Annotated in this window: 8 protein-coding genes, 1 tRNA gene and 1 rRNA gene; 1 reads left to right on the top strand and 9 read right to left on the bottom strand. The window is 70.3% G+C overall.

Going from position 1 to position 16,444, the window contains the following annotated elements; translation table 11 throughout:
* Window positions 1-42: 42 nt before the first annotated feature.
* The 6 genes from pgsA to ACZ45T_RS14930 all read right to left on the bottom strand — a co-directional run bounded on the left by pgsA (window position 43) and on the right by ACZ45T_RS14930 (window position 12,890).
* Window positions 43-699: a CDP-diacylglycerol--glycerol-3-phosphate 3-phosphatidyltransferase gene (gene pgsA, locus ACZ45T_RS14955; protein WP_468441171.1), complete on the bottom strand. Its 657-nt coding sequence runs from the start codon at window positions 697-699 to the stop codon at window positions 43-45.
* Window positions 696-2,201, bottom strand: a complete 1,506-nt coding sequence (gene rimO, locus ACZ45T_RS14950; protein ID WP_468441169.1) for a 30S ribosomal protein S12 methylthiotransferase RimO — start codon at window positions 2,199-2,201, stop codon at window positions 696-698. Before rimO ends, pgsA begins: the two co-directional genes overlap by 4 nt.
* A gap of 126 nt (window positions 2,202-2,327) precedes the next feature.
* Window positions 2,328-3,224: a helix-turn-helix domain-containing protein gene (locus tag ACZ45T_RS14945; protein WP_468441167.1), complete on the bottom strand. Its 897-nt coding sequence runs from the start codon at window positions 3,222-3,224 to the stop codon at window positions 2,328-2,330.
* 208 nt (window positions 3,225-3,432) lie between these two features.
* Complete coding sequence (locus ACZ45T_RS14940) at window positions 3,433-6,222, bottom strand: DNA translocase FtsK (RefSeq protein WP_468441165.1); 2,790 nt, start codon at window positions 6,220-6,222, stop codon at window positions 3,433-3,435.
* Window positions 6,223-6,397: 175 nt separating this feature from the next.
* Window positions 6,398-7,081 (bottom strand): response regulator, encoded by a 684-nt coding sequence (locus ACZ45T_RS14935; RefSeq protein WP_360892641.1) that lies wholly within the window; start codon window positions 7,079-7,081, stop codon window positions 6,398-6,400.
* Window positions 7,082-7,355: 274 nt separating this feature from the next.
* Window positions 7,356-12,890 (bottom strand): HAMP domain-containing protein, encoded by a 5,535-nt coding sequence (locus ACZ45T_RS14930; RefSeq protein ID WP_468441163.1) that lies wholly within the window; start codon window positions 12,888-12,890, stop codon window positions 7,356-7,358.
* 166 nt (window positions 12,891-13,056) lie between these two features.
* On the opposite strand from ACZ45T_RS14930, the gene ACZ45T_RS14925 reads away from it, so the two are divergent.
* The gene (locus ACZ45T_RS14925) at window positions 13,057-15,642 is read left to right on the top strand and encodes a SpoIIE family protein phosphatase (RefSeq protein WP_468441161.1); all 2,586 of its coding nucleotides are present in this window, start codon (window positions 13,057-13,059) and stop codon (window positions 15,640-15,642) included.
* A gap of 28 nt (window positions 15,643-15,670) precedes the next feature.
* On the opposite strand, the gene ACZ45T_RS14920 is transcribed toward ACZ45T_RS14925, so the two are convergent.
* The 3 genes from ACZ45T_RS14920 to rrf all read right to left on the bottom strand — a co-directional run bounded on the left by ACZ45T_RS14920 (window position 15,671) and on the right by rrf (window position 16,304).
* Window positions 15,671-15,892: a hypothetical protein gene (locus tag ACZ45T_RS14920; RefSeq protein ID WP_468441159.1), complete on the bottom strand. Its 222-nt coding sequence runs from the start codon at window positions 15,890-15,892 to the stop codon at window positions 15,671-15,673.
* A 213-nt stretch (window positions 15,893-16,105) separates the two neighbouring features.
* A tRNA-Thr gene (locus ACZ45T_RS14915) sits at window positions 16,106-16,181 on the bottom strand.
* A gap of 5 nt (window positions 16,182-16,186) precedes the next feature.
* Window positions 16,187-16,304, bottom strand: a 5S ribosomal RNA gene (gene rrf / locus ACZ45T_RS14910).
* Between the last annotated feature and the right edge of the window lie 140 nt (window positions 16,305-16,444).

The following is a 16,444-nucleotide window of genomic DNA, read 5'->3' as shown; positions in this document are numbered from 1 at the left end:
CGGCGCCGGCCTCCGCCGCCGCAGAATCCCCCGCCGCGTACGTCACCTCTCGGCCCGCTCCGCGGCGAGACCTTGGCGGCGCAGCACGACCGCCTGGCGGATGTAGTCCAAACCGGTGACGACGGTCAGCACGACGGCGATCGCCATCACCCAGAAGCGCAAGGTCGCCAGCGGCCCGGTCAGCGCGAGCACGTACATGCCCAGGGCCGTGCCCTGGGCCAGGGTCTTCATCTTGCCGCCGCGGCTGGCCGGAATCACGCCGTAGCGGATGACCCAGAAGCGGAGCAGCGTGATCCCGAGCTCGCGTCCGAGGATCACCCCGGTCACCCACCAGGGGAGGTCACCGAGCCAGGACAGGCAGATCAGCGCCGACCCCATGATCGCCTTGTCGGCGATCGGGTCGGCGATCTTGCCGAAGTCCGTGACCAGGTTGTACGCCCGGGCCAGGTGCCCGTCGAAGATGTCCGTGATCATGGCGACGGCGAAGGCCGCCCAGGCCCAGGCCCGCCAGACGGGGTCGTAGCCCCCGTCGGCGAGCAGCAGCAGGACGAATCCCGGCACCAGGACGAGCCGGATCATCGTCAGGATGTTGGCGATGTTCCACAGGCTGGCCTGATTGACCGCCGCGGCCCCCAGCTTCGCGCCGGGCGCCGGCCGGCGGCCGGTCCCGCCCGCCGCAGATGCCGGGACTCCGGTCATCCGGCCGCCTCCTCAAGATCCATGCCCAGGGGCTCGGCCACCAGGTCCACACCCAGGGTGCCGACCACCTTCGCCGTGACGATACGCCCGGGGACCAGGCCCGCGCCGTCGGTGAAGACGACCTGGCCGTCGGTCTCGGGGGCCTGGTGGGCGGCGCGCCCGTAGGCGCCCTCGCCCTCCTCCGCCTCGTCGAGCGGGACGACCGTCTCGACGAGTACTTCCAGGGTCTCCCCGATCCGCTCCTCCGCGCGCTGCGAGGTGAGCTCCTCGGCGAGCCGCTGCATGTGGGCGAGGCGCTCGGCGATGGTGTCCTCGTCCAGCTTGTTCTCGTACGTGACGGCCTCGGTGCCGTCCTCGTCCGAGTAGCCGAAGACGCCGATGGCGTCGAGCCGCGCGTGGGTGAGGAACCGCTCCAGCTCGGCGAAGTCCGACTCCTTCTCGCCGGGGAAGCCGACGATGAAGTTGGACCGGACGCCGGCCTGCGGGGCCTTGGAGCGGATGGTGTCCAGCAGTTCCAGGAACCGGTCGGTGTCACCGAAGCGGCGCATGGCGCGCAGCACGTCGGGGGCCGAGTGCTGGAAGGAGAGGTCGAAGTACGGCACGACCTTGGGGGTCGAGGTGAGTACGTCGATCAGGCCGGGCCGCATCTCGGCGGGCTGGAGGTAGCTGACGCGGACGCGCTCGATGCCGTCCACCTCGGCCAGCTCCGGCAGCAGGGTCTCCAGCAGCCGGATGTCGCCGAGGTCCTTGCCGTACGAGGTGTTGTTCTCGGAGACCAGCATGATCTCCTTGACGCCCTGCTCGGCCAGCCAGCGGGTCTCGCCCAGCACGTCGCTGGGGCGGCGGGAGATGAAGGAGCCGCGGAAGGACGGGATGGCGCAGAAGGAGCAGCGCCGGTCGCAGCCGGAGGCCAGCTTGACCGAGGCCACGGGGCTCTTGTCCAGGCGGCGGCGAAGCGGCGCGCGCGGCCCGGAGGCGGGTGCGAGCCCGTCCGGCAGGTCGGCGGGAGCCTCGGCCGGCTCCTCGGCGGGCGCCTGCGCGTGGCCCGGGAGGGCCACCGCGGCGTCCTGGCGCTGCGCCGGGCTGATCGGCAGCAGCTTGCGCCGGTCGCGCGGGGTGTGGGAGGCGTGGATGCCGCCGTTGAGGATGGTCTGGAGGCGGTCGGAGATGTCGGCGTAGTCGTCGAAGCCGAGCACGCCGTCGGCCTCGGGAAGCGCTTCGGCGAGCTCCTTGCCGTAGCGCTCGGCCATACAGCCGACGGCTACGACGGCCTGGGTCTTGCCGTGATCCTTCAGATCATTGGCTTCCAGCAGGGCGTCTACGGAGTCCTTTTTGGCGGCTTCGACGAAGCCGCAGGTGTTGACGACGGCTACGTCCGCATCGGCGGCGTCCTCGACGAGCTCCCAGCCATCCGCCGCCAAGCGGCCTGCGAGCTCCTCCGAGTCCACCTCGTTACGGGCGCAGCCAAGAGTGACAAGGGCGACGGTACGGCGTTCGGGCATGGACTCAAGACTACTTCGTCCCGGCGTCGGCCCCAGCCGCAAGTCCCCGTACAGCAAGATCCCCGGAGTGCGGCGCAGCACCCCGGGGATCCGGATTCAAACCTTCCGCCCTAGGGCGGCCTCGGGTCAGCCCGCCTGGGGCTGGTCCTGGAGGGGGTCCGCCTTGGTGTAAGTGAGACGTTCCACCTGACCCGGCTGGAAGTCGTCCTTGATCTCCTTGCCGTTCACGAAGAGCTTCACGACCCCGGCGTCGCCGAGCACGAGGTCGACGGACTCCTTGTCCGTGAAGGTCTTGGACTCGCCCTGCATGAGGGTGCCGTCGAAGAGCAGCCGGCCGGTGGAGTCCTTGGCGGAGATCCAGCTCTCGCCCGTGTCGGCCGTCAGGACGACCGTGACGAGGTCCTTGGGCGCGGCGGCGATGGCGCTGTCCGAAGGCTCCGGCTTGGGCGCCTGCGGGGTCTGCTGGGGCTGTGCGGGCTTCCCGCCGGTCTGCTTGGGTGCGGCGGGCTTCGGGGAGGCGGAACCTTCCGCCACCGGCCGCTTGTCCTTCTCGTCGCCGCCGCTGAAGGCGGTGAAGCCCACGAAGCCGATCACGGCGACGATGGCGGCGACCATGGCGGCGGTCCAGTTGGGCCGCTGCCGCTCGGGGCGGATGCGCTCGGCATCGAACATCGGTGCGGCGGGGGTGGGTGCCGGCCGACCGCCGTGGGCCGCGTCGTAGGCCTCGACCAGGGGTGCCGGGTCGAGGTGCACGGCGCGGGCGAGCGTACGGATGTGACCGCGGGCGTAGACGTCGCCGCCGCACCGCGTGAAGTCGTCCTCTTCGATCGCGTGCACGATCGGGATGCGCACGCGGGTGGTGGAACTGACCTCGTCGACTGTGAGCCCGGCGGCGATCCGGGCCTTCTTGAGGGCCGTCCCGATGGACGGTTCTTCGACCGAGCGTTCGACGATGCGGTCCTCGGACCGGTCGTCGGTCGAAGGCCGCTCTTCTTCGGGGGAGTTGGAGTTGCCGATGGACACGTGGGCGCCTTTCGAGCGTGTAGCCACCTGCTGGATGTCCAGTCTAGGGGGGTGACGAAAGGGTGGAGCAACCGGAGGGTGCACTTCCTACGCCATCCGAATGGCGACGGGAGGTCCCGGTCGGTGCGGCGGCCCGGCGCCGAGCGCAGTGCCGCCACCTCCCTTCAACTGGACGCGCGCCCAAGGGAAACGGTTGCCCGCGATTTCTCTATGGATGCACCTCCCCGCGGATGACGGCGAGCACGCCGTCCAGCTCGTCGGCCTTCAGCAGGACGTCGCGCGCCTTCGAGCCCTCGCTCGGGCCGACGATTCCCCGCGATTCCATCAGGTCCATGAGCCGTCCGGCCTTCGCGAAGCCCACCCGCAGCTTGCGCTGGAGCATCGAGGTGGAGCCGAACTGCGTCGAGACCACCAGCTCCGCCGCCTGGCAGAGCAGGTCCAGGTCGTCGCCGATGTCCTCGTCGATCTCCTTCTTCTGCTTCTGACCGACGGTGACGTCCTCCCGGAAGACGGGCGCCATCTGGTCCTTGCAGTGCTGCACGATCCCGGCGATCTCGTCCTCGGTGACGAAGGCGCCCTGGAGGCGGACCGGCTTGTTCGCCCCCATCGGCAGGAACAGCCCGTCGCCCTTGCCGATGAGCTTCTCGGCGCCGGGCTGGTCGAGGATGACCCGGCTGTCGGCGAGCGAGGAGGTGGCGAAGGCGAGGCGCGAGGGCACGTTCGCCTTGATCAGGCCGGTGACCACGTCCACCGAGGGCCGCTGGGTGGCGAGCACCAGGTGGATGCCGGCCGCGCGGGCCAGCTGGGTGATGCGGACGATCGAGTCCTCGACGTCCCGCGGGGCCACCATCATCAGGTCGGCCAGCTCGTCGACGATCACGAGCAGGTACGGGTACGGGCTGAGCTCCCGCTCGCTGCCCGGCGGCAGTTTGATCTTGCCGTCGCGGATGGCCTGGTTGAAGTCGTCGATGTGCCGGTAGCCGAAGGCGGCCAGGTCGTCGTAGCGCAGGTCCATCTCGCGCACGACCCACTGGAGCGCCTCGGCGGCCCGCTTGGGGTTGGTGATGATCGGCGTGATCAGGTGGGGGATGCCCTCGTACGCCGTCAGCTCCACCCGCTTGGGGTCCACCAGCACCATCCGGACGTCCTCGGGGGTGGCCCGGACCATGACGGAGGTGATCAGGCAGTTGATGCAGGAGGACTTGCCGGAGCCGGTGGCGCCGGCCACCAGCACGTGCGGCATCTTGGCGAGGTTGGCCATGACGTAGCCGCCCTCGACGTCCTTGCCGAGCGCGACCAGCATCGGGTGGTCGTCCTCGGCCGCGTCCGCGAGGCGCAGCACGTCGCCCAGGTTGACCATCTCGCGGTCGGTGTTCGGGATCTCGATGCCGACCGCCGACTTGCCCGGGATCGGGCTGATGATCCGCACGTCCGGCGAGGCCACGGCGTAGGCGATGTTCTTGGTCAGCGCGGTGATCCGCTCGACCTTCACCGCCGCGCCCAGGGTGACCTCGTACCGGGTGACCGTCGGGCCCCGGGTGAAACCGGTGACGTCCGCGTCGACCTTGAACTCGGTGAACACGTTGCGCAGCGAGGCGACCACGGCGTCGTTGGCCGCGCTGCGGGTCTTGCCGGGCCCGCCCTTCTCCAGCAGGTCCAGCGAGGGCAGCGCGTACGTGATGTCCCCGCGCAGCTGGAGCTGCTCGGCGCGCGGCGGCAGCGCCTGGGTCTGCGGCGGCGCCTTGGTCAGATCCGGCACGGACAGCGTCCCGGAGGCCGCGGCGGTGGTGGCGTGCGGCTGCCCGGCCGGGGCCTCGGGAGCGGCAGCCGGTACGGGACGCTCCCCGCGGGCGGTCGGCACCGGGGCGGTGCGCTCCGCACCCTCCCGCTCCACGCTGATTCCCTGCGTGAGGTCGGCGACCAGCGGGGAGGGCGGCATGCCGCCGTAGACCACCCCGTCCAGCGCGGCGGCGGCCGCCGCGGCCACGTCGACGGCGTCCATCTCGCGGTCCATGGCCGGCCCGGCGGCGGTCCTGCGCGGCCTGCGCCGCCGGGCGAGCGCATCCTCCTCGACGGCGTCCACCGGGTCGCCGGAGCCCGCGTCGGAGCCGGTGAGGGCCCGCCACCGCTCCGCGTCATGGCGGTCCCGCCGCTCGGCGGCGCCGCCCTCGCCCTCCTCGTAGACGTAATCGCCGTCGGCATCCTCGTTCTGGGCGATGATCCCGAGCCGGATGCCGAGCCTGTGCAGCCGCTGCGGGATCGCGTTGACCGGGGTCGCGGTGACCACCAGCAGCCCGAAGATCGTGAGCAGCACCAGCATGGGCACGGCCAGCGGCGCGCCCATGGTGAAGATCAGCGGCTTGGAGGCGCCCCAGCCGATGAGCCCGCCCGCGTCCTGCATGGCGGCGGTGCCCTCGCCGCGGCCGGGCGCCCCGCAGGCGATGTGGACCAGGCCCAGGACCCCGATGACCAGGGCGGAGAGCCCGATGCCGATGCGGCCGTTGGCGTCGGTCTGCTCGGGATGGCGGATGAAACGTACCGCCATGACGCCCAGCAGGATCGGCACGAGCAGATCCAGTCGTCCGAAGGCGCCGGTGATCAGCATGGTGACCAGTTCCCCGACGGGACCGCTCAGATTCGACCAGGTTCCGGCGGCGACGATCAGCGCGAGGGCGAGCAGCAGCAGCGCCACGCCGTCCTTGCGGTGGGCCGGGTCGAGGTTCCTGGCCCCCTGGCCGATCCCGCGGAAGACCGCGCCGACCGCGTGCGCGCAGCCCAGCCACACGGCGCGCACCAGCCGCACCACACCTCCCGTCGGGGAGGGCGCGGGCTTGGCCGCGGCCTTCTTGGCCGGGGCGCGCTTGGCGGGCGCGGCCTTCTTCGCGGGGGGCTTGCGCGCGGGGGCCGTCTTCTTCGCCGGCGCCGTCGTACGGCCGGTGCGGCCCTTCGCGGTGCCCGCGGCGCTCTGGGAACCCTTGCCGGACGTACTTGAGGCCATGGGCCCGAGGTTACCGGTGCACGCGCCGGTGGACACGCGTGCCCACCCCTTCACCCGTTCGTGTCGTCGGCTCCGTAGGCGCTTTGACACGGTGCGCTTTCACGCACTGCGCTGTGACGCACCGTGCTGTGACGCACCGCGCCTTGACGCACCGCCAGACCCGACGCGGGCGAGGTCAGTTCTGCGAGGGCAGAACCGGAGCCCCTCCGGCCGTCCCGGGCTCCAGCGCGTCGAGCGCCCGCCGCAGTCCGGTGAGCTTGCGCTCCAGATGGGCCGCGGTCGCCACCACGCCCGCGTCGGCCGAATCCTCGCCGAGCTGCTTGGTCAGCGCCTCGGCCTGCTCCTCGACCGCCGCGAGCCGCGCGGAGAGCTCGGCCAGCAGTCCGGCCGTCTCCTTGCTGCCGTCCACGCCGTTCGAGCTGCCGCCCTCCAGCTGGAGCCGCAGCAGGGCCGCCTGCTCCCGCAGTTGGCAGTTCTTCGTATACAGCTCGACGAAGACCGAGACCTTGGCCCGCAGCACCCACGGGTCGAAGGGCTTGGAGATGTAGTCCACCGCACCCGCCGCGTAGCCGCGGAAGGTGTGGTGCGGACCGTGGTTGATCGCGGTGAGGAAGATGATCGGGATGTCCCGGGTCCGCTCCCGCCGCTTGATGTGCGCGGCCGTCTCGAATCCGTCCATCCCCGGCATCTGCACATCCAGCAGGATGACCGCGAAATCGTCCGTCAGCAGCGCCTTGAGCGCTTCCTCCCCGGACGATGCCCGGACCAGTGTCTGATCGAGCGCGGAGAGGATGGCCTCCAGCGCCAGCAGATTCTCCGGCCGGTCATCGACCAGGAGGATCTTGGCCTTCTGCACCATGCCCTGTCCTCCTCGCCCCGGCATGGGGCCTCCCCGGCTCCTGGCTCCGGCCTGTGCGCCGGGCCCCGCCCCAGAGGACGACATCCTTGCGCCGTCCGTCCTTGTGCCGGTCATCGTAGCCCCAGTCCCGAGATCGCCACACCCTGTCACCAAGATGTCACTGTGCACGAAGCAGAAACGTGGTGGGAGAGCAGAAGGTTCCCCGTTTACCGGGCTCCCACACCGCCCCGGCCACAGTGAGTCAGCAATTGGTATCCGTTCGCTCTCCGGGCGGTCACTTCCCGCGCATCCACTGCTCCATCACCGACAACAGGTAGTCGGGGTCGACCGGCTTGGTGACGTAGTCGGAAGCCCCGGAGTCGATCGCCTTCTCCCGGTCCCCCTTCATGGCCTTGGCCGTCAGGGCGATGATCGGCAGCCCCGCGAACTGCGGCATCCGCCGGATCGCCGAGGTCGTTGCGTACCCGTCCATCTCGGGCATCATGATGTCCATCAGCACGACCGTCACATCGTCGTGCTGCTCCAGGACTTCGATTCCCTCCCGCCCGTTCTCCGCGTACAGCACGGCCAGCCCGTGCTGTTCCAGCACGCTGGTGAGCGCGAAGACGTTGCGTACGTCGTCGTCCACGATGAGCACCTTCTCGCCGTGGAAGTCGTACGTCCGCGGCACCACCGGAAGTTCCTCCTCCGGGTTGGCCCAGGCGTCCTCCGCCCCCACCGCGTTCGGCTGCCCCGGCACCGCCGTACGCGGCTCCAGGTCGCTCAGCGCCTTACGCCGCCGCCGGAACAGCGCGGCCCCGCCGCCCTGCCCCTGCCCGGCCGACTCGGTCGCCGACAGGGCGGGCCGCACCGGCTGCGGCTGCGCCGACGGCAGGGCCGCGGTCCCGGCCGGCGACACCGGCCGCGCGGGCCGCATCCCGTCCAGGGAACGGCGGTACAGATCGCCGCGGCCGCCGCCGGGCGTGGGCGGGGCGTACCCCTGCGGGGGCAGCTCGCTCGGGTGCAGCGGCAGGTACAGCGTGAAGGTGGACCCGCGGCCGGGCTCGCTGGCCGCGTGGATCTCGCCGCCCAGCAGCCGGGCGATCTCCCGGCTGATGGACAGCCCCAGGCCCGTGCCGCCGTACTTGCGGCTCGTCGTCCCGTCCGCCTGCTTGAACGCCTCGAAGATCACCAGCATCTTGCTCGCCGCGATCCCGATCCCGGTGTCGGTGACCGAGAAGGCGATCAGGTCCGCGTCCGCCTCCCGCAGCGAACCGGCCTCCAGCAGCTGCTCGCGGATCGCCGTCGGCACATCGGCCCCGGCCGGCCGGATCACCAGCTCCACCGCACCGCCGTCGGTGAACTTCACCGCGTTCGACAGCAGGTTGCGCAGCACCTGGAGCAGCCGCTGCTCGTCGGTGTGCAAGGTGGCGGGCAGTTCCGGGGAGACCCGCACCGAGAAGTCCAGGCCCTTCTCCGCCGTCAGCGGCCGGAAGGTGGCCTCCACGTAGTCCACGAGCTGGACCAGCGCGATCCGGGTCGGCGAGACGTCCATCTTCCCGGCCTCGACCTTCGACAGGTCGAGGATGTCGTTGATCAGCTGGAGCAGGTCGGAACCCGCGCCGTGGATGGTCTCGGCGAACTCCACCTGCTTCGGCGAGAGGTTCTCGTCCGCGTTGTCGGCGAGCAGCTTGGCGAGGATCAGCAGCGAGTTGAGCGGGGTCCGCAGCTCGTGCGACATGTTCGCCAGGAACTCGGACTTGTAGCGCATCGAGACCGCGAGCTGCTCGGCACGCTCCTCCAGGACCTGCCGGGCTTCCTCGATCTCGGTGTTCTTCACCTCGATGTCCCGGTTCTGCTGGGCCAGCAGCTCGGCCTTCTCCTCCAGCTCCGCGTTGGCGGCCTGCAGGGCCTTCTGCCGGTTCTCCAGCTCGTCGGAACGCTCGCGCAGCTGCTCGGTCATCTCCTGCGACTGCTTGAGCAGCATCTCCGTCTTGGAGTTGACGCTGATGGTGTTGACGCTCGTACCGATCATCTCGGCGATCTGACTGAGGAAGTCCTTCTGGATCTGCGTGAAGGGCGTGAAGGAGGCCAGCTCGATGACGCCGAGCACCTTCCCCTCGAAGAGCACCGGCAGCACGATCACGTGCGCCGGCGGCGCCTCACCGAGCCCCGAGGAGATCTTCAGATAGCCGGGCGGGGTGTTCTCGACAAGGATCGTCCGCTTCTCCTCGGCGACCGTCCCGATCAGCCCCTCCCCCGGCCGGAAGGAGATGGGCATCTGGCCGCCCGCGTACGCGTAGCTCCCGCGCATCCGCAGCTCGTACGAGCCGTCCGCGCCCCCTTCCGTCCCGATCTCGGTGGTGCCGCCGGCCGGCAGCGCCAGGAAGAAGGCGCCGTGCTGCGCGGACACCACCGGGGTGAGCTCGCTCATGATCAGCGAGGCCACGTCGTCGAGCTCCCGGCGGCCCTGCATCAGGGCGGAGATCCGGGCGAGGTTGCCCTTGAGCCAGTCCTGCTCCTTGTTGGCCAAGGTGGTGTCGCGCAGGTTGACGATCATCGTGTTGATGTTGTCCTGGAGGACCTGGATCTCGCCCGCCGCGTCCACGTCGACCTTCAGGCTCAGGTCGCCGCGGGTCACCGCGGTGGCCACGGCCGCGATCGCGCGCACCTGCCGGGTGAGGTTCCCGGCCATCTCGTTCACGGACTCGGTCAGGTCCCGCCAGGTGCCGTCCACGTCCCGGACCCGGGCCTGGCCGCCGAGGATGCCCTCGGTACCCACCTCGCGGGCCACCCGGGTCACCTGGTCGGCGAAGGACGACAGCTGGTCGACCATCGTGTTGATGGTGGTCTTGAGCTCCAGGATCTCGCCGCGGGCATCGATGTCGATCTTCTTGGTCATGTCGCCCTTGGCGATGGCGGTCGTGACCATGGCGATCTGCCGCACCTGGCCGGTGAGGTTGGAGGCCATGAAGTTCACCGAGTCGGTGAGGTCCTTCCAGGTCCCCGAGACGCCCGGCACGTGCGCCTGACCGCCCAGGCGGCCCTCCGTACCCACCTCGCGCGCCACGCGCGTGACCTCGTCCGCGAACGAGGACAGGGTCTTCACCATCGTGTTGACCGTGTCGGCGAGCTGCGCGACCTCGCCGCGCGCCTCGACCGTCACCTTCTTCGTCAGGTCGCCGTTGGCGACCGCCGCCGAGACCTGGGAGATGTTGCGCACCTGGGAGGTCAGGTTGTTGGCCATGAGATTGACGTTGTCGGTCAGGTCCTTCCAGATGCCCGTCACCCCGCGCACCCGGGCCTGACCGCCCAGGATGCCCTCGGAGCCCACCTCGCGGGCCACCCGCGTCACCTGCTCCGCGAACGACGACAGCTGGTCCACCATCGTGTTGACGGTGGTGACCAGTTCGAGGATCTCGCCCTTGGCGTCGACGGTGATCTTCTTCGAGAGATCGCCCATGGCCACGGCCGTGGTCACCTCGGCGATGTTGCGCACCTGCGACGTCAGGTTGTTCGCCATGAAGTTGACGGACTGGGTGAGGTCCTTCCAGGTACCGGAGACCCCCTTCACCTCCGCCTGACCGCCGAGGATGCCCTCCGTGCCCACCTCGCGGGCCACCCGCGTCACCTGCTCCGCGAAGTTCGAGAGCTGGTCGACCATCGTGTTCAGGGTGTTCTTCAGCTCAAGGATCTCGCCCCGGGCGTCCACGTCGATCTTCTGCGAGAGGTCACCGCGCGCCACCGCCGTGGCGACCTGCGCGATGTTGCGCACCTGCGAGGTCAGGTTCCCGGCCATGCCGTTCACGGAGTCCGTGAGGTCACGCCATACGCCGGCCACCCCGGGCACCTGCGCCTGGCCGCCGAGCCGGCCCTCCGTACCCACGTCCCGGGCCACCCGGGTCACCTGCTCGGCGAAGGCCGAGAGCTGGTCGACCATCGTGTTGATGGTGTTCTTCAGCTCCAGGATCTCGCCCCGGGCGTCCACGTCGATCTTCTGGGACAGGTCGCCGCGCGCCACCGCCGTCGTCACCTGGGCGATCTGGCGCACCTGAGAGGTCAGGTTGCCGGCCATGAAGTTGACGGAGTCGGTGAGCTCCTTCCAGGTACCGGACACCCCCTCCACCCGTGCCTGGCCGCCGAGCCGGCCCTCCGTACCCACGTCCCGCGCCATCCGCGTGACCTGGTCGGCGAAGGAGGACAGCTGGTCGACCATGGTGTTCACGGTGTTCTTCAGCTGGAGCATCTCGCCGGAGACGTCCACCGTGACCTTCTGCGACAGGTCGCCGTTGGCGACCGCCGTCGTCACCTGCGCGATGTTGCGGACCTGCCCGGTGAGGTTGCGGAACGCGGTGTTCACCGAGTCGGTGAGGTCCTTCCACGTGCCCGCCGCACCCGGCACCTGCGCCTGACCGCCCAGCTCACCCTCGACGCCGACCTCACGGGCCACCCGCGTCACTTCCGCACCGAAGGACTGGAGCTGGTCCACCATCGTGTTGACGGTGTTCTTCAGCTCCAGCATCTCGCCGGCCACATCGACGGTGACCTTCTGCGACAGGTCGCCGTTGGCCACCGCCGTCGTCACCGTCGCGATGTCCCGCACCTGCGTGGTGAGGTTGCGGAAGACCGTGTTCACCGAATCGGTGAGGTCCTTCCACGTCCCCGCGGCACCCGGCACCTGCGCCTGGCCGCCGAGTGTCCCCTTCGCACCGACCTCGCTGGCCACGCGCGTGACCTCGTCCGCGAAGGTCCGCAGCGTCTCCGTCATCTGATTGATCGTTTCGGCCAGCTGCGCGACCTCGCCGCGCGCGCTCACCCGTACCTTCTGCGACAGGTCACCGTTCGCGACCGCCGTCGTCACCTGCGCGATCCCGCGCACCTGGGCCGTCAGGTTGCCGGCCATGGTGTTGACCGAGTCGGTCAGGTCCTTCCACACACCCGCGACCCCGGGCACCTTCGCCTGGCCGCCCAGCTCGCCCTCGGTACCCACCTCGCGGGCGACACGGGTCACCTCGGAGGAGAAGGACGACAGCTGGTCCACCATCGTGTTCACGGTGTTCTTCAGCTGGAGCATCTCGCCGGCCACGTGCACCGTGACCTTGCGCGACAGATCGCCCTTGGCGACCGCCGTCGTCACGAGAGCGATATCACGCACCTGAGCGGTGAGCCGGTACGCCATCGTGTTGACGGAGTCGGTCAGATCCTTCCAGGAACCCGACATTCCGCGCACCTGGGCCTGCCCGCCGAGCTTGCCCTCGGTACCCACCTCCAGCGCCACGCGCGTCACCTCGTCGGTGAACGCGGACAGCTGGTCGACCAGGTTGTTGACCGTGCGCCCGACCTTCAGGAACTCCCCGCGCAGCGGATGCCCGACCCCCTCGGGGCTCTGCGTCCGCAGGTCCATCCGCTGGTCCAGATCACCCTCGGCCACCGCCGACAGCACCCGGCCCACCTCGGACACCGGCCGGGCCAGGTCGTCCACCAGCTGGTTCGAGGCATCGATCGCGGCCGCCCAGGAGCCCTCGCAAGCGCCCGTTTCCAGCCGTTCGCTCAGCTTGCCCTCGCGGCCCACCATCCGCCGCACCCGGGACAGCTCCCCGGTCAGGTGGAGATTGCGGTCGGCGACCTCGTTGTAGACGGCGGCGATCTCCGCCATCACGCCCTCGCCGGACACCGTCAGCCGCTTGCGGAAGTTCCCGTCCCGCATCGACACCAGGGCCGTGAGCAGCCGGTTCAGTGCGGCGGTATCGACCTCCGTCGTACCACCGCGCCGGGAACGTCCGCCCTTCGGCCGCGTTCCTGTACGCCGCACCGCTGCGCCAGACTCCACCGTGTCCCTCCCGAAAGGGTCGACCGCTGTTCCACCGGGCGTCGAGTGTGCCTGCCCGGCTCTTCAAGCCTGCCCAGTGTTTCACCCTGGCCGAACCCGGCCATAACACTTCGGCACCATCGCACACCCGCCGTACCCTGCGGGTGGATTCCCCGACGACGGCAACATGCCGACCGCGAAGGTAAGTAACCTGGCACCCGATGTCCAACCGCGTCGAAGGAGACTAGTGATCACGGCACGGGCGGCTGCCAGCTTCGATCCCCTCGGGCGTTCGGTCGCCGCCGCTCGCGCGTTCGTCCGCGACACCCTGCAGGGCTGGGGCTTCGCGGACATCGTCGACGACGCGGTGGTCCTCACCAGCGAGCTCGTCACCAATGCCGTGGTCCACGCCGGAACCCGGGCCGAGGTCCTGTGCCTGCGCGCCGAGGGCGGCGTACGGGTCGAGGTCGCCGACCGGTACCCGGAGCGCGAGCTCCCGCTCCGGCACCCCGGCGAGCGCCCGTACGCCGACCCCGACCGCGAGAACGGCCGCGGCCTGATGCTCTGCGCCGCGCTCGCCACCCGCTGGGGCGTCGAATACACGGCCACGCACAAACACGTGTGGTTCCGCCTGGACCTTCCGGACCGGCCGGTCGGTACCCGCTCCGCCGGCCCCGTCGTCCCCGACCAGCTGCTCCCCCTCGCCGACAGCCGCGTCCGCGTCGCCGTGCTCCAGATCGACTCGGCCGACTCCATCTCCGCCTGGAACGAGGACGCCGAGCACATCTTCGGCTACGCCGCGGAGAAGGTCGTGGGCCGCCAGCTCGCCGAGCTCGCCGCCTGGCCACAGACCCCCGGCACCGGCACCGGCATCGCCGAGGCCCTGCGGCTGTCCCGCTGGGAGGGCAGCTACGGCCTCCGCGGCTCCGACGGCCGCGTGATCCCCGTCTACGCCTCCCACCTGCGGGTCCGCGATGCCCACGGCGAGCCGTCCATCGTCTGCCTCCTCGTCCACGACGACGAGCGCGCCCTCCTCCAGACCCCCGTACGGGTCCCCAGCACCGACAGCGGCCACTTCACCGATCCGCGCCCCGCGGACCCCTTCGAGGTCTTCATCGGCTCCCCCGCCCCCGACGACCTCGACGGACTCCTCCAGCGCACCGTCGAACGGGCCCGCGACCTCCTCGACGCCGACGCCGCCTTCCTGCTGCTCGCCACCGACGACGAGACCGAGCTGGAGGTCCGCGCCACCACGGGCCTGCCCTCCACCCGCCAGCGCTTCGCCCGCGTCCCCGTCGAGGCCGGCACCAATCGGTACGGTTCCGCCCGCATGCCCGCCGTCCACGACGACCTCGTCGCCGTCCCCGGAGCCGTCCCGCTCCTGGAATCCACCGGCATGCGCTCCGCGGTCACCGTCCCCCTCAAGGTGGAAGGCCGGCTCACCGGCTCACTCGGCGTCGCCGCCGAAACCCCCGGCCGCTACTCGAACGAAGAGGCCCTGCACCTCCAGTTCGCCGCCGACCGCATCGCCCTGGCCGTCGAATCGGCCCGCCTCGGCGAACTGGAACGGCTGCGCCGCGGCTCCCTCTCCTTCCTCGTCGAGGCCTCCGACCTGCTGGCCGGCACCCTCGACCGGGACCAGACCCTGGCCCTCATGGCCCAGATGACCGTCCCGACCCTCGCCACCTGGTGCGCCGTCTACACGATCGCCGACCAGTCCTCCGACCCGTACCTCTCCTACGTCCTGCACGAGGACGAGGAGCGCATCGACGGCCTCAAGGCCCTGCTCTCCCGGGTCAGCCCGCCGGAACCGGTCCGGGAGGCCGGCGCCCGCCCCTGGCCCGAGACGGCCCTCGCGGTCGGCGGCGAGACGGTGGTCCTCCCGCTCCTCGCCCGCAACCGCGTGATCGGCATGCTCACCCTCGGCAAGCCGCGGGAGGAGCACTTCCGCCAGGAGATCCTCGAACTCGCCGAAGACCTCTCCCGTCGGGCCGCCCTCGCCCTCGACAACGCCCGCCTCTACTCCGAGCGCACCGCGATCAGCCGCTCCCTCCAGCGCAGCCTGCTGCCGCCCGGCTCCCCCGCCATCCCCGGCATGGAGGTCGAGGTCATCTACCGCGCGGCCGGCGAGGGCAACGAGGTGGGCGGCGACTTCTACGACGTCTTCCCGATCCGCGACGGCGTGTACGGCTTCGCCATCGGCGACGTCTGCGGTACGGGCCCCGAGGCGGCCGCCGTCACCGGCCTCGCCCGGCACGCCCTGCGCCTGCTGGCCCGCGAGGGCCTCGGCGGCCCGGCCGTCCTCGAACGCCTCAACGCGGCCATCCTCGACGAGGGCGCCCGCAGCCGCTTCCTCACCCTCCTCTACGGCGAACTCCACCCCCAGCCCGACGGCGGCGCCCTGATGAAGGTCGTCTGCGCGGGCCACCCGCTCCCCCTGCGGCTGCGCCCGAGCGGCGTGGTCGAGGCGGCCGCGGACCCCCAGCCGCTGCTCGGCGTCATGGAAGACCTGTCCCTCTACGAGCAGACCCTCACCCTGCACCCGGGCGACGTCCTGCTGTGCGTGACGGACGGGGTGACGGAGCGCCGCGAGGGCACCCGCATGCTGGGGGACGACGGCCTCGCCGAGGTCCTCACCACCTGCACGGGCCTCACGGCCGGCGCGGTAGCCTCCCGCGTCCTGCGCGCGGTGGAACGCTTCGCGGCCGAGCCCGCCTCGGACGACATGGCCATCCTGGCCTTCCGTGTCCCTCACCAGCGCGAAGGCGAATGAGGCCGGCCAGCCTCCCCTTTCTACCGAACTACCGCAGCCGCGCTGACAAGATCATGAATGACGGGGACGCCATCTCCGTGGCCCAGCCCGTCCTGCCGTTGTCGTGGACCGTGTCAGGGGCGTCGGCAGCGGAGCCGGCACTCGCCGGAGCGGTGCCCTGGTCGGCCGAGGCCGACGAGTAGGGGGCGCTACCGGGCTCCAAGGCCGTCACGATCATGAAGGCGATGCGTCGGATCTTTTCGATGCTCATGAGAGGGTCCTTCCGCAGGTCGGGGGCTCGATCTGCGGATGCGGCGAGGGGGCTGTCCGCCTCCCCGTTCGTCATCCGTGATCCCATTGCGCCCCGAGCGGCGCCCCTGGTCACGGCCCGAAAAGTCGGGGCTTGACAGGAAGGCCCCCGTCGGCTGGCGGAGGCCTTGAAACGCAAAAAGGCCCCCGCCAGATAGCGGGGGCCTTTTCATTTTGGAGCCCTTTAACGGAATCGAACCGTTGACCTTCTCCTTACCATGGAGACGCTCTACCGACTGAGCTAAAAGGGCGGGTTGTTCGGCGGCGTCCTACTCTCCCACAGGGTCCCCCCTGCAGTACCATCGGCGCTGAAAGGCTTAGCTTCCGGGTTCGGAATGTAAACCGGGCGTTTCCCTAACGCTATGACCACCGAAACACTATGAAATTTGAACGCTGGCATGGACACAGCTGTTCGTTATTTCAGAACTAACACAGTGGACGCGAGCAACTGAGGACAAGCCCTCGGCCTATTAGTACCAGTCAGCTTCACCCGTTACCGGGCTTCCACATCTGG

The sequence above is a fragment of the Streptomyces sp. NPDC030995 genome (genome assembly GCF_055571215.1).
Note: the sequence above shows the minus strand (reverse complement) of the source record. Positions and strands in the feature narration are given on the sequence as shown.

Coding starts and splice junctions, on each gene's coding strand:
- pgsA (WP_468441171.1), bottom strand. CDS start 699: ATGACCGGAGTCCCGGCATCTGCGGCGGGCGGGACCGGCCGCCGGCCG.
- rimO (WP_468441169.1), bottom strand. CDS start 2,201: ATGCCCGAACGCCGTACCGTCGCCCTTGTCACTCTTGGCTGCGCCCGT.
- ACZ45T_RS14940 (WP_468441165.1), bottom strand. CDS start 6,222: ATGGCCTCAAGTACGTCCGGCAAGGGTTCCCAGAGCGCCGCGGGCACC.
- ACZ45T_RS14935 (WP_360892641.1), bottom strand. CDS start 7,081: ATGGTGCAGAAGGCCAAGATCCTCCTGGTCGATGACCGGCCGGAGAAT.
- ACZ45T_RS14925 (WP_468441161.1), top strand. CDS start 13,057: ATGCCGACCGCGAAGGTAAGTAACCTGGCACCCGATGTCCAACCGCGT.
- ACZ45T_RS14920 (WP_468441159.1), bottom strand. CDS start 15,892: ATGAGCATCGAAAAGATCCGACGCATCGCCTTCATGATCGTGACGGCC.